The organism is Microcoleus sp. PH2017_09_SFU_O_A (assembly GCF_020738625.1).
Lineage (GTDB): Bacteria > Cyanobacteriota > Cyanobacteriia > Cyanobacteriales > Microcoleaceae > Microcoleus.
Genome location: NZ_JAEQCF010000022.1, coordinates 73,001 through 86,662 on the forward strand (window position 1 = coordinate 73,001; position 13,662 = coordinate 86,662).

14 protein-coding genes and 1 other RNA gene are annotated in these 13,662 nt (G+C 46.1%); 3 read left to right on the forward strand and 12 right to left on the reverse strand.

Annotation, left to right across the window (positions count from 1 at the left end):
• Positions 1-69: 69 nt before the first annotated feature.
• The 7 genes from JGK16_RS11155 to JGK16_RS11185 all read right to left on the reverse strand — a co-directional run bounded on the left by JGK16_RS11155 (position 70) and on the right by JGK16_RS11185 (position 4,298).
• Complete coding sequence (locus tag JGK16_RS11155; protein WP_293184697.1) at positions 70-600, reverse strand: tetratricopeptide repeat protein; 531 nt, start codon at positions 598-600, stop codon at positions 70-72.
• A gap of 268 nt (positions 601-868) precedes the next feature.
• Positions 869-1,225 carry a 50S ribosomal protein L20 gene (gene rplT, locus JGK16_RS11160; RefSeq protein ID WP_293148587.1) on the reverse strand — a complete coding sequence of 119 codons (357 nt, stop codon included), beginning with the start codon at positions 1,223-1,225 and terminating at the stop codon, positions 869-871.
• Positions 1,226-1,245: 20 nt separating this feature from the next.
• Positions 1,246-1,443 carry a 50S ribosomal protein L35 gene (gene rpmI, locus JGK16_RS11165; protein WP_293126590.1) on the reverse strand — a complete coding sequence of 66 codons (198 nt, stop codon included), beginning with the start codon at positions 1,441-1,443 and terminating at the stop codon, positions 1,246-1,248.
• A gap of 35 nt (positions 1,444-1,478) precedes the next feature.
• Complete coding sequence (locus JGK16_RS11170) at positions 1,479-2,309, reverse strand: glutathione S-transferase family protein (protein ID WP_293190543.1); 831 nt, start codon at positions 2,307-2,309, stop codon at positions 1,479-1,481.
• Positions 2,310-2,430: 121 nt separating this feature from the next.
• Positions 2,431-2,856, reverse strand: coding sequence for a thioesterase family protein (locus JGK16_RS11175; protein WP_293184703.1), 426 nt, complete (start codon positions 2,854-2,856; stop codon positions 2,431-2,433).
• Positions 2,857-2,997: 141 nt separating this feature from the next.
• Complete coding sequence (locus tag JGK16_RS11180; protein WP_293184706.1) at positions 2,998-3,585, reverse strand: TetR/AcrR family transcriptional regulator; 588 nt, start codon at positions 3,583-3,585, stop codon at positions 2,998-3,000.
• Positions 3,586-3,695: 110 nt separating this feature from the next.
• Entirely contained in the window at positions 3,696-4,298 is a 603-nt protein-coding gene (locus JGK16_RS11185; protein WP_293190544.1) for a hypothetical protein, read from the reverse strand.
• 59 nt (positions 4,299-4,357) lie between these two features.
• Between JGK16_RS11185 and JGK16_RS11190 the strand changes: the two genes are divergently transcribed.
• Entirely contained in the window at positions 4,358-4,960 is a 603-nt protein-coding gene (locus JGK16_RS11190; RefSeq protein ID WP_293190545.1) for a hypothetical protein, read from the forward strand.
• A gap of 72 nt (positions 4,961-5,032) precedes the next feature.
• On the opposite strand, the gene JGK16_RS11195 is transcribed toward JGK16_RS11190, so the two are convergent.
• The 3 genes from JGK16_RS11195 to JGK16_RS11205 form a co-directional block, all read right to left on the reverse strand.
• A complete protein-coding gene (locus JGK16_RS11195) occupies positions 5,033-5,161 on the reverse strand; it encodes a hypothetical protein (protein WP_293184713.1) in 129 nt (42 codons plus the stop codon).
• A gap of 29 nt (positions 5,162-5,190) precedes the next feature.
• A non-coding RNA gene (gene ssrS, locus JGK16_RS11200) (6S RNA) lies at positions 5,191-5,378 on the reverse strand.
• A 327-nt stretch (positions 5,379-5,705) separates the two neighbouring features.
• On the reverse strand, positions 5,706-7,025 hold the full coding sequence (locus JGK16_RS11205; RefSeq protein ID WP_293184715.1) for a 5-(carboxyamino)imidazole ribonucleotide synthase: 1,320 nt from the start codon (positions 7,023-7,025) through the stop codon (positions 5,706-5,708).
• A 339-nt stretch (positions 7,026-7,364) separates the two neighbouring features.
• Here JGK16_RS11205 and purD point away from each other — a divergent pair, with 339 nt between their 5' ends.
• On the forward strand, positions 7,365-8,756 hold the full coding sequence (gene purD, locus JGK16_RS11210; RefSeq protein WP_293184718.1) for a phosphoribosylamine--glycine ligase: 1,392 nt from the start codon (positions 7,365-7,367) through the stop codon (positions 8,754-8,756).
• A 262-nt stretch (positions 8,757-9,018) separates the two neighbouring features.
• The gene (locus tag JGK16_RS11215) at positions 9,019-11,190 is read left to right on the forward strand and encodes a HAMP domain-containing sensor histidine kinase (protein WP_293184720.1); all 2,172 of its coding nucleotides are present in this window, start codon (positions 9,019-9,021) and stop codon (positions 11,188-11,190) included.
• A 432-nt stretch (positions 11,191-11,622) separates the two neighbouring features.
• On the opposite strand, the gene JGK16_RS11220 is transcribed toward JGK16_RS11215, so the two are convergent.
• A complete protein-coding gene (locus JGK16_RS11220; RefSeq protein ID WP_293184723.1) occupies positions 11,623-12,522 on the reverse strand; it encodes a S1 RNA-binding domain-containing protein in 900 nt (299 codons plus the stop codon).
• 149 nt (positions 12,523-12,671) lie between these two features.
• A complete protein-coding gene (locus tag JGK16_RS11225; RefSeq protein WP_293190546.1) occupies positions 12,672-13,418 on the reverse strand; it encodes a dienelactone hydrolase family protein in 747 nt (248 codons plus the stop codon).
• Positions 13,419-13,662 lie beyond the last annotated feature (244 nt).

A 13,662-nucleotide genomic window follows, 5' to 3' on the forward strand; every position in this document is an offset into this window, starting at 1 on the left:
GGGAAGAAAAAACCCGGTTTCTGAATGAAACCAGGTTTGCGGGATCTGTATTGCTCGTAACACCGGCCCTCAATTATAGATTACCAAACGCTTCCTGAGGGACTCTACTCGCTTTTTAGCAGTGGCATTTTCTGGATCGCAGGTGAGAGCTTGTTCGTACATTTCCAAGGCTTGAGCTGTTAATTTCTTGCGCTCATAGGCGTGACCGAGATTGTTGAGAGATGTAACGTAGTCGGGCTGCAACTTCAGGGCTTCTTTGTACTGACGGATCGCGATGTCGTACTGTTCTTGGCCGAAGTGGGCAAAACCTAGGGCGTTGTAAAGAAATGCTAGATCTTCTTCGCCTGCTAATTCTTGGCTTTTCAGAGCTTTTTGAAATAGTACGATCGCCTGGGAGTAAAGTTTCTTATCTACATAGATACTGCCTAACTCGTAGTATTCCTGTGCTGTTCCTTTTTCTATGGTCAGCTTATTTTCTAAGCGTTCCAAGGACATTTCCAGCTTCCGAGTTTTGAAAATCTGGCGCACAACAAACCAGGAAGTGCTACCGAGTATAGCCAGCAAAACTGACAGGTAAACAATCAGCAAATTACTATCCATGTTTTTTTATGTTAGTTGGTTTGTGGAAGGTTTTATTTATTTTAATCCGCTAGCAATCTGTGAGATTTGCCTTGGCAACTATATAAAAACACGAAAATGGCGATCGACTAGCCCGATCGCGATTTCTGAAAAATCAAGAATCCAGAAGTAAGAACAAAGAAGGAAAATGAGTCTCAACCTCCTAGATTTATCAGGAGTTTTCCTTCTCTGGCAGATAGCTAAATCTTTCCTACTTCTGCTTTCTTCTGTCTGAAAACTATTCAAGCTTTCACGATCCGGCTCGATTTGCCATTTCCACGACTTTACCGAATGTTGCGGGGTCAATGATTGCCATTTGTGCCAGCATTTTGCGGTTGATTTCGATATTGGCTTTCTTCATGTTGCCGATCAGTCTGCTGTAGCTCGTGCCGTGTTGGCGCGATGCAGCATTGATCCGAGCAATCCACAGGCGGCGGAAATCGCGTTTGCGTTTTTTGCGATCGCGATAACCATTTCGCAGGGCTTGCATCACCCGTTGGTTAGCTGTGCGGAACTGTTTGGACTGTGCCCCGCGGAAACCCTTGGCTAATTTGAGAATTTTTTTGCGGCGCGCTCTGGCGACATTACCGCGTTTTACCCGTGTCATCTTTGAATTTCCGTTAAACTTTACAAGTATGGAAGCATTAACCGCACGTTACCATCATTGGTCTCATCGATGACGACCAGCTTAGAGAGACGGCTTTTGCGAGCTGAACTTTTGTGTGAAAGCAAGTGGCTTTTGTAAGCTTTGCGGCGCACAATTTTTCCGCTGCCGGTCGCTCTAAAGCGCTTTGCGGCTGCTTTGCGAGTTTTGAGTTTTGGCATGGAGTGGTGTTATTTGGACACAAGCTTCAACTGTATCACGTTTCTGCTACTTTCTGCAAGCTGGATTTGCGACGATCGGGATGGGATGACTGAACTCGGCGCTGATCGCGATACAAGCGGAGGGCGTAAACTCCGGCGGCAGTTGACTGCAATTCTTTAATTACTGCTGCCATTTCGATCGGCAATTCTTCAATTTTCGCTACCGAAACCGGATGTTCCGACGGCAGCAAAACCGGAGCCGCCAGCGCTGCAAAAGTTATGTCGGCTGGGGATATTGTATCGCCTACTAAATAGGTTTTGCCACCTGCTAATCTTCGATCGACAATCTCAAAAATTTCTTTGATTCCTTGCAGCGAACTGGCGGCGGAATCTGCTGTTATGTTGTAGACTTGCCGCACTTTGGCGCTAATCAACGGAAAGGCTATTTCAAACCCTATTCGCTCAAGTACGGGGGTACTGTTGCACCAAGCTCTTCGCATTGTTTTGCGATCGCCCGATCGATAAAAATATCCCCAATTGCGAGTATATTCTCCCAGTCTAGCATCAAATAACTCTTCAAGTGCTTCGACTTCTTGGCGCATTTCTACATTTGTCGGATACAAATACTGACCTGATGAACTGATTGTATCGAGGTAATGCAAAATATCTGTTGAATCTGTAAAATTGCCAGATTTGGTAACTAAAACAGGAACGCTGCTACCTCCGTTTTTGCTGGTGGCCGATCGGTGAAAAGGTGGTACGTGTCTTTCTTCAATGTAGGGAATTTTTAGCAAGTCAAGGGCCCACCGCACTTTTTCGCAGTAGTGACTGATGGGGATGGTGATGAGGCGGATAACTTCGGTATTGGCAATTGTTGAATGATTCATAAAGTAATTGAGATTTGTAAATATTTGCAGTTTGGTATTGGTATTATTTCGGACGATCGGCGTAAAATTTAAGGACTAAACTCCTGACTACAAAAAGTATTTTGTGTGAAAATTTATCGATTTACTGTTGAGCCAAATATGCTTGAGAAAACTCAGATGGAATCGGCACTGGTTTGCGAGTTGATAGTTCAATAAAACAACCAGATTGTTGGGCGATAGCAGCGACTTTCCCAGCTACAATTATTTCAGCATCCATCATCCACTTCAGCGATTTCATTTTACTCATCCAAATTTTCCCAGTTGGTTTATCGAAAATATTAATCGGCTGCTTGTATTCAATTGCTGTTTTCACCAGCATTGGAGCCACACCGTTTTCCAGCATTTTCTGTACTGGAAAATAAGCATCAGCAAGTGCGATCCGCAAGTCTTCCAACCAGCGGATATAAACAATATTGCTAACGATTCCCGCAAAGTCGATATCGTAAGTTTGTACGGGAAAGCTTAATTCTATTTCCAAAGGTCTTTTCTGTTCGCTGGATGCTTGCATTTTGGGTACTCTCAGTCTATTTTTAATAATTGAAAAACTGCCTCGATTGGGGAGGAAAATTGGAGGCAGAGCCTAGTAACGAGGAGAAATTGCTCTCTTGAGACCGAAAGGTCTGTTTGATAACAAAAAAATTATTCGGTTCTAAAGTTGACTGTCGAGATATCCGTGCAAATGCTCAATTGCTCTTTTGACATGAATTGCATCCCCATAAAGTTTACTCATCATCACGGCTCCTTCCAGGGTTGAAATCACAATAGTTGCGACTACATCGGCTTCGACATTTTCTCGAACTTCGCCTTTAGCAATTCCTTTGTTAATAATTTTGCAAATCAAAGCGCGCCAACCATCCATTGCTATTTGTACCCGCTGACGCAAAGCTGGATGAGCATCATCGCTTTCAACTGCTGTATTTAACAGGGGACAGCCGCCTGGAATTGGAGGATTTTCGGCAAACGTGCTAAATAAAGATATAACAGCTTTTAGCCGATCGACCGCATGACGTTTTCCTTTCAAAGCCCCGAGATATTGTCGGCGCATACATTCAGCCGCAAAGTCAAAAGCTTGCAGGGCTAACTCATCTTTGCTCTTGAAATGGTTGTAAATTCCTCCTTTTTGCAAGCCTGTAACGCGCATGATGTCAGACATAGAAGAACCTGAGTAGCCGTACTGATTGAACAGTGCTGCGGCTTCCCTGAGAATTTTTTCTCTGGTTTCTTGAGCTTTTGACATTTTTATGGCGCTAACCGACTTATCGGTCTTTTTTAGAGAATAGCAGAGCGAACTGTGAATGGCAAGGGGCGATCGCAATTAATTTAAAATTCAACTTAAAGCCGATCGCCCTAACCATCCCGCACCATCCAAACCAACATCCCCAGCAAAGGTTCCACAGGCGGCACAGCATAGTCATTGAGGTCAATTGTCAGAGTTTTTGCCTCCAACTTCAAAAATCTCCAAGCAGTGCCACTACTGACACTTCCGTAGATTGTGCCGATCGCAATATTGTTGATTTCATTAAACTTTTGAGCTGCTACCATCTCGGCCGCGCACTGTCCCAATCCCATTTTTAAATCGGCTTTTTTCGCTTCAACAATCACAATTGCTGGTGCTTCGATTAATATTTGTTCGGGAGAACGACTAATTAAAAAATCGCAGATACCACTCAATCCCAACTCCGGCTCTACAGTAAAATCTTCTCCCGAAAATAGACTCACTTGCCGCTGTAAAATCTTGCGGACTTCGACTAAAATAGGACTAATAATCAGTTCTGATCGCGCTTTTTCAGAACCCGTCGCTGTAGCAAGCGGCAATCCTTCAATGAGGGATTCAGTTAAATATACACTAGGCTCGATGGGTTCGGTTGGTGGCAAAAATCTGCCTGCTTCTACGGTAGTTAAGCCGAAATCGCGTTTAGCTTTTCTGAGTGTGAATTCACTGTAGGGCATTGAAAGCACCATTTTTATTGATGTTAATATAGCATCTGATTAAATTTGAAATCAAAATCATGGCATACAGCGATTTTACACTGCGAAAGGTTAAGCAAAGCTTCGGATTGACCGCAGTTGAAGGCGGGCGTTTTTTGCCGGAAGTTGAGCCGATCGCACCCAGTGCTATTTTAGCAGGTTTGTTGGCAGATACAGTGCCTTGGGCGATCGCAGTAGGAACCGAAAAAGCTAAATCAGAACTAATTATCGCCCCCGCACTTTTGGAAGTCAAACGGTTGCTGAACCGCCAAATCAGCGTATTTTCCGGCACCGATTTCACCGTGGATACCGCAGCGGGATTAAACGGAGTTTGCGATTTTTTAATCAGTCGCTCTCCTGAGCAATTTGAGATAGAAGCACCTGCTGTTATGCTAGTAGAAGCGAAGCGAGATAACATTAACAGCGGTTTAGGACAGTGCATTGCTGAAATGGTGGCGGCTCAAAGATTTAATGAAATTAACAATAACCCAATTCCGATTATTTACGGTTCAGTAACTAGCGGCACTGCTTGGAGATTTATGAAACTCGAAGGGCAAGTTGTGACTATTGATGTCAGTGATTATCCGTTTCCTCCTGTCGAGACAATTTTGTCGATGCTTGTCTGGATGGTACGGGAAGGTTGAGAAGAAGTCAGTAGTCAGTAGTCAGTAGTCAGTAGTCGGTAGTCAGTATTTATGTGTTATTTGCGATCGAAACTAATAATCATAGGACTTATGCAATTCCCAATTCCCAATTCCCAATTCCCAATTCCCAATTCCCAATTCCCAATTCCCAATTCCCAATTCCCAATTCCCAATTCCCAATAAAAAAAATAGGCCAGCCATATTAGCGCCTATCTCAATCAATATTTTAAGGGTTCACCGCAACGCCGTCTTACCTCAGCTTTTGACCTGGTATTTTACCAGGTGGGCACCGTTGGCTCGGACTTAAAGTTTCTGGGTACAAGCCCAGTTTACTGCTGTCCAAACATCTTGATTCCCGAGAGTTAAGAGTTATAGATCAAAAAAACATTATTGGCAGTCACCAACGTCGCAGTAGAACCTTTATGTGAACAAACCTGACTGTCAACTGAGTACAGTTAGACCGCAGGCTTCTTTTTCCTTTTTTTCAAAGGCTTTTTATAGTGAGGTAGTTCCACCCCCACTTGTTAATATAGTATCAGAGTATTTCCAGATCATCAAGGGGTATAAAAGAATAATTGTCGGTTTCGGTATCTACACCCGACGAGCCTTTCATCCCAAGGAGTAATTCCCAACGGGGTACTTCGCGCAGCAATTGAGATTAATCCCCTCTAAATATACCCTTAGACTTCCCGGCTGGTAGTTAACATACAGCAACTAACTCGATTTTGGCAACTCTTCGAGCAATTTAACTTCCATACCAGATAGATTCAATGGTTTGAGCGATCGCACTAGCCGACTTTCCTTCATTCTCCCCCAAGTCCCCGTCGAAGAGGACAGTAACGTGACCCAGTTTCCTGCCAGGGCGGGATACTTTCTTACCATACCAATGTACAAAAGCGCCGCTAATTTGTGCCAGTTGTTTTCGTTTCTCTAAATAATCTGACTCCGCAGACTCGTAGCCCAGCAAATTTACCATCACAGCACCTGCACATTTTAGATCGCAATTACCTAAAGGCAGTTGACAAACTGCGCGCAAATGCTGTTCAAATTGTGAAGTTTTGCAAGCATCGATTGTAAAGTGTCCCGAGTTGTGGGTGCGGGGAGCAATTTCATTGACTAACAGCTTATTGTCGGCGGTTAAAAATAATTCAATGCCGAATACGCCGACGGCTTCTAAGCTATTGAGGAGAGTACGGGCGATCGCACAAGCTTCGGTTTGCACCTCTAAACTAATATCGGCGGGGGCAATCACTACACGACAAACCTGATTTTGCTGTTGAGTTTCCACGATCGGGTAAATCGCTATTTCACCAGTTGCCGATCGAGCTGCGATCGCAGCCAACTCGCGATCGAACGGCACAAACTCTTCTACCAGCAAAGACTGACCTTTAAGTGTAGCGCTAATTGACTCAAAACTCTCGCGATCCTTAACAATAAAAGTACCTTGGCCGTCGTAACCGTGGCGGCGAACTTTGACGACAAAGGGAAAATCTCTAGGCCCAGATTCCGAGTTTTGTTCTATCTGTGTGCTGTCGGAAACAGAAATTGCTAAATTGTCGATCGCAACTTCCCCGCACATAGGTTCATGCCCCACAGCCCCTGCTCCAATCTGCCTTCCCTGGGGTTCCTGCAACAAATCTAAATCCAAATCCGCCATACTATCTGGCGCCCAAAACCTGGGAGTTGGCAAACCCAACCTTTGTAAATAACAGCGCTGCACGTACTTATCCAACAAAGGAGAAAGCGACGACAAACTCGGCTGAAATAACACACCTTGCTGTTCTAGCGTTCGCAAACCATCCAAATCCACAAACTCATTTTCAAAAGTAATAACATCGCAGCCATCCGCCAAATAAGCCGTAGCCAAAACATCATCAACAGCCCCCAAAACAGCACCCACAGCAGCAGAAACTGCCGGGTCATCACCATTAGGAGTTTGGACTACCAATTCAATACCCAGCGCGCTAGCAGCTTCTCCCATCATCCAAGCTAGCTGACCGCCGCCGACAACGCCCACCCGCTTCAATTTGGCAGGCGAACTCGCAGCGGTTTGATTAGATTTCATGTGAGTAAAATTCCTGGTATCAACTTGTTTATTTTATCGCTATTTGTAGCCGAATGTATGAGAAATATTGAATATTTAAAAGCAATTTTTTTGGGCTAATTGCACGATTTAATCGAGGCAGAACCTAGAAAAAATCGACGGCGAAAGTCTTGAATTATTGCACGATCCCAGGATGCCGGCAAATAGCGATCGCTCCCCACTCCTCCAGAAAAGTGCCACATCTAGCAATTCACGATTCGCCAAGCATGGCATAATTGACAGCACTGCAAAAAGCAGATAGACAGGTGCAAACACTGAAAATGCGACATTCAGGGAACAAAATTTATAGGTGAGGATACTGTGAAAGTTTTGGTTGTGGGGAACGGAGGTCGCGAACACGCGATCGCAAAAAAACTGCTAGAATCTACGCGGATTAAACAAGTATTCTGCGTTCCGGGCAACGGCGGCACAGCTACCACAAAAGGCTGTCAAAATCTGTCGCTCAACATCGACGACTTCCAAGGCATAGAACGCTTTGTGATGGTGAACAACATCGGACTCGTCATCGTCGGCCCGGAATTGCCCCTATCGCTAGGCATCGTTGACTACTTCCAACAGCGAAAACTGATGATTTTCGGCCCCAACAAAGCCGGCGCCCAAATTGAATCCAGCAAATCCTGGGCCAAAGAATTGATGCTGGAAGCACAAATCCCAACACCCAAAGCTGCCGTATTTACAGGCGCAGAAGCAGCCAAAGCATATGTTGTGGAACAAGGAGTACCCATAGTCATCAAAGCAGACGGACTCGCCTCAGGCAAAGGAGTCACCGTTGCTACCACCGTCAAAATGGCTCACAGCGCCATCAACACCATTTTTAGAGGCGAATTCGGCACCGACAACCTCCGAGTCGTCGTCGAAGAATATGTAACCGGTCAAGAAGTCTCTATTCTCGCCCTCACCGACGGTATCACAGTAGAACCGCTGCTGGCAGCTCAAGACCACAAAGCCATTGGCGAAGGCGACAAGGGAGCCAATACCGGCGGTATGGGAGCCTACGCCCCAGCGCCAATTGTCTCGCCCAAACTAATGGACAGGATTCAAGCAGAAATTCTTGAACCTACCCTCGCTGCGCTACAAAAGCGCAACATCGATTACCGGGGCGTCCTCTACGCAGGTTTAATGATTACACCGAAAAGAGAACTTCAAGTCTTAGAATTCAACTGTCGTTTTGGAGATCCCGAAACTCAAGCGGTTTTGTCCCTCTTGGAAACTCCCCTGGAAGATTTGGTGTTTGCTTGTTGTCAGCAGCGTCTGGGTGAATATTCCAACATTCGCTGGAAGTCTGGGGCTTCTGTTTGCGTGGTTTTAGCTTCTGGGGGCTATCCCGGAAATTATCAAAAAGGCAAAGTTATTACAGGTATCGAGGAAGCTGAAGCCAAAGGTGCAGAAGTGTTTCACGCCGGCACTCAGTTGAAGCAGCAGCAGTTAGTGACCGAGGGCGGCCGCGTTTTGGGCGTCACGGCGGTTGCAGAAACTTTGGAACAAGCTATCTCTAAAGCTTATGCAGCAGTTGATTGCATCCAATTTGAAGGGGTTTACTGCCGCCGGGATATCGGCCTTCGAGCGCTGGCCCCTCAAAATGTCGAGCCCAGTGTCGAGCCAAGTGTTGAGCCAAGTGTTGAGCCCAGTGTCGAGCCAAGTGTTGAGCCCAGTGTTGAGCCCAGTGTCGAGCCCAGTGTCGATCGAAATTAGGAATTGCGGCCTGCTGTGGCCGCTGCTATCCGAAAGCTCGACACGCTGGGGATACTAGAACTCCCCCAAGCAGAAGATAGAATTAAAACCCCGGAGGATAGAGGTTTTGGCCGCCCAAAAGCAGAGCAATTTCAAGGTAGAAGTGCCACAATAAAGTTTGGCACATCTGCGGTGGCAGTAGCGGACAAGTCGCGACAGAAAAATCGATCGACCACAAACTCAATTAATCTTCCTTTTAATATTCAACTGGTGAACTGCTCAAATGCTGGCCATACTAAACAAAATCGGAGAAATTATTGCCCGCTGGTGGTCGGATTTTACCCTCCAGACTCGCCTGATGGCCGGTGCTACCCTCGTAGTTTCGTTAATTATGAGCGGCCTGACTTTTTGGGCCGTGAATACTATCCAACTAGACGCCAGACTTAACGATACTCGCTACGGCCGCGACCTCGGTCTGCTCTTGGCGGCAAATGTGGCGCCGTTGATTGCAAAAAACGATCGCTCCGAAGTAGCCCGTTTTTCCCGCCAATTTTATAGCAGCACCTCCAGCGTCCGCTATATGCTGTACGGCGACGAAGCAGGAGATATTTTTCTGGGGATACCTTTCTCGGAATCTGAGGTGCAAACTTCCCTGACACTGCGCCGCCAAATTAAACTCCCAGATAATTTTATCGCCGACATTGAGGCGAGAAATTTAACTTCTTTGCCTTTGGTGCGGCAGCACTTGACGCCAGACGGAGAAGTTACTGACGTATTTGTGCCGCTAATTCACGAGGACAAGTATTTAGGCGTTTTGGCGATCGGCATTAACCCCAATCCCGCAGCAGTTATCTCTTCAAATCTAACCAGGGATGTTACTTTAGCAGTATTTGTCACGATTTGGGTGATGGTGATTTTGGGCGCTGTATTTAATGCGCTGACAATTACTCACCCGATCAAACAATTAGTATTTGGGGTCAAAAATATCGCGGGCGGGAATTTTAAGCAGCGAGTTGACCTGCCTTTGGGGGGAGAATTGGGCGAGTTGATCGGCAGTTTTAACGAGATGGCCGAGAAATTAGAGAGTTATGAAGAACAAAATATTGAAGAGTTGACAGCGGAAAAAGCGAAACTAGAAACTTTGGTTTCAACTATTGCTGATGGGGCGCTGTTGCTGGATGCAAATTTGCAGGTGATTTTAGTCAACCCGACGGGGAGGCGGATTTTTGGATGGGAAGGTAAAAATGCGATCGGCATTAACGTCGTCAATATTTTACCTGCGGAAGTGCAGCGCGAGTTAGCAAGACCCCTGCACGAAATCGCTGCGGGCGATCGCGAAGGCGGCGAATTTCGGATTACTCTGAGCGAACCAGTCAACCGCACAATTCGGATTCTGCTAACCACCGTAATTCTCCACAAAGCCCCTGGAACCGAACCGCTGTGCAAAAGCTGCGTGCGCGACGAGGAAAATACCTGTACCGAGTCAAAACGCCCGAACGCGATCGAGTGTACATTCTACGAGCAAACCTCGAAGCATCAAGGTTCCGGACAGTACCGAGACAGTCTCAAAGGCATTGCCATGACAGTGCAGGACATCACTCGCGAAGTCGAACTAAATGAGGCTAAAAGCAATTTTATCAGCAATGTTTCTCACGAATTGAGAACCCCTTTATTTAATATCAAATCTTTTATCGAAACTCTCCACGAGTACGGAGAAGACCTTCTAGAAAGCGAACGCCGGGAATTTCTAGAAATTGCCAATCGAGAAACCGATCGCCTCACTCGTTTAGTCAACGACGTGTTAGACTTATCGCGCCTAGAATCCTGCCGAATTTATCAATTGGACGCTGTTGACCTCCCCCAAGCTGTCGAACAAACTCTGCGAACTTATCAGTTAAATGCCAGGGATAAAGGCATCGAATTAGAGCAAGAAGTTGACCCCTGTTTGCCGCCAGCTTTAGGTCATTACGATTTGCTGCTGCAAGTATTTGCAAATTTAGTAGGAAATGCCTTAAAATTTACCGAGTCCGGTGGTAAGGTGGCAATTCGAGCCTATTTCCTAGAGTCGGATGCTCATCCACGCGAAGACGGCGCATCCGGAACCCACAAATTTCCACCAAATACCAGCCATTTTCCGGTGGTGCGGATCGAAATTTCTGATACCGGGATTGGCATAGATCCCGAAGATCAGCAGGCAATTTTCGATCGCTTTTTCCGGGTAGAAAACCGAGTCCACACTCTAGAAGGCACGGGATTAGGTCTTTCGATTGTCAGAAACATTATTGACAAGCACCACACTAAAATTAATTTAGTTAGCGAAGTTAATGTGGGCACGACTTTCTGGTTTGACTTACCAGTTTATCAGGCGAAACAAGCGCTAGATATGGAAAATGCTTGGACGGTGCAAGCACAGGCTGAGACTGAAACAAGTTCGACTGCGGCTAAAACTGTTTAATGGAAGTTGTCGTTGAGCACTCTTAATAGGTACGTAGTTGCGCTTGAGCGCTCCGAAAGGTACGTAGAAAGGTACGTAGTTGCGCTTGAGCGCTCCGAAAGGTACGTAGAAAGGTACGTAGAAAGGTACGTAGTTGCGCTTGAGCGCTCCGAAAGGTATGTAGTTGCGCTTGAGCGCTCTTGATTATAATATATAAAGAGCGCTAAAGCGCAACTACATACCTTGTCCGATCGCACATTGCTCTTGATAAATATATATAATCAAGAGCGCTGAAGCGCAACTACATACCTTGCTCTCGATCAACATATATATATAAAGAGCGCTGAAGCGCAACTACATACCTTCGCCCAAGTTTTCATAATTTTCGCCTCCCTCGTTTACTCGTTTTCAGGGTTAGCGTGAAAACGAGTAAACGAGTACAATTGTCAAAACCTAAGAAAGAGTTTTTCTAGCACGTTCAGATCGCTCTTCTGCGGTATCCATGACATCCGCCATTTTATCCACCATTTCCCCTGGATAATTTTCGAGTACCCGAGTAGAAAGCGAAATTCGACCGCGACTTTGATCGAGGTCAACTACCACGGCTTTCAGGGGTTGGCCGGGGGTGAAAACTTGTCCGAGGTTCTCAATATATTTTTGGCTGACTTGCTTGATGTGCAGCAAACCGCTAACTCCTTCCAAATCCACAAACACGCCAAAAGGCTTGATGCTGCTGACTGTTCCTTCCACTAATTGACCGATTTGCAACTGATTTAAGGCAGAAGATTGAGTGGCCATCCGCTGGGAAAGTACGAGTTTTTCTCGTTCGCGATCGACTTCCAAGAAATTCACGGTCAAAGATTGACCAATCAGCGATTCTATGTTATCGCGTTGGGCTAAGTGCGATCGGGGAATAAAACCGCGCATTCCCTCAACATCCACCGTCACGCCGCCCTTATTCGCCCCAGAAACCCGCACCTGAAGCACTTTACCAGTTTCCTGCAAAGCAACTAAATCTTCCCAAGCTTGCTGAATTTGTAACTGTTTCAGAGACAGAGTAACTTGGCCGTCTGCATCTTGTTCGCGGATAATTAAAAATTCCCGTTCCTCGTCTAGCGGAACGACTTCCGACAAATCCGTTACCGTTCTCAAAGCAGCCTCTTCGATCGGCAAAAAAGCCGAAGACTTGCCGCCGATATCAACATACGCGCCATTTGAGTCATACTCGAACACTTTGCCGCGCACTACTTGTCCCTTCTGGAACTCATAATTGTGCTGTTCGAGGGCTTTAGCAAAATCATCCATTGAAAAAGATGCTTTTGCGCTTTGAGAACCTGTAGATTTGGAATTCATGTCAGTTTAGTTGTCAGTTATCAGTAAATTAGTTGTCAGTTGACAGTTGTCAGTTGTCAGTTGACAGTTGTCAGTTGTTGAAGCAAGAAGCAAGATGTTCCCCCACTCTCCCACTCTCCCCCTCTCCCCTCTCTCTCATCTTCCACTCTCTAAGCTGGTTGAAGTTCGTGTTGAAATAGCTGCTTCACTTGCACCCACGATTCGGCTGCTGCGGTAGCGTTGAAACTGCCGCGATGGTCGCAGAAGAAGCCATGATCGGCATTGTAGCTGAAAATTCGGTAAGGAATTCTGTGTTTTTGCAATTCTGCTGCAATTTGGTCAACTTGTTCTTTGGGAATGCTGGCGTCTTGAGTGCCGTAAAAGGCGTAGAGAGTACCTTTAATGTCCGCTGTGCGATCGATCGTGGGAGATCCGCCCCCGGGGGTGAGAGTGGCGATACCAGCGCCGTAGAACGACGCTGTAGCCTTGATTTCGGGCAAAGTCGCCGCGAGGTAGGCGACGTGTCCGCCAAAGCAGAAACCGATACAGCCAAAACCTTGCTGTTTGACGGATGGTAAGGTTTTGAGGTAATCGATGGCGGCTTGGATGTCGCTCAGCAGTTGGGATGCGGTAGTTTGTTCTTTGTATTGTCTGCCGATTTTGATATCTTCGGGCGTGTAGCCGGTTTCAAAGCCGGGGGCTTGGCGCTGGTAGATGGCTGGGGCGATCGCCACATATCCTTCCTTTGCTATTCTTTCTGTAACTTCGCGGATGTGTGCGTTGACGCCAAAGATTTCTTGAATCACGATCACAGCGGGAAATTGCCCTGCGGCGGCGGGTTGGGCTAGGTAAGCCGCGATTTGCAAATCTCTATTGGGAATTGTGACGTTAGCTGTGCGAATTTCTGGGTTAGGCATAGGGAGTTTTAGTCCAATTTTATTTGATTTGTGAATGAGATTTTTTTTAACCGCAGAGGGCGCAGAGAACGCAGAGGAAGAAAAGAGAAGTTTTTGAGAGAAATTGTTGGCATTGTACCAAATTCCGGACTCAATAAACTCGACTAAGGATGTTTTTTTGATCGAGCTTTTGTTCTCCAAGTTTGCGGAGTTCGCGGTTCGTTCCAAAAATCTATTTTACAACATCACATTTCCCGGAAATTGC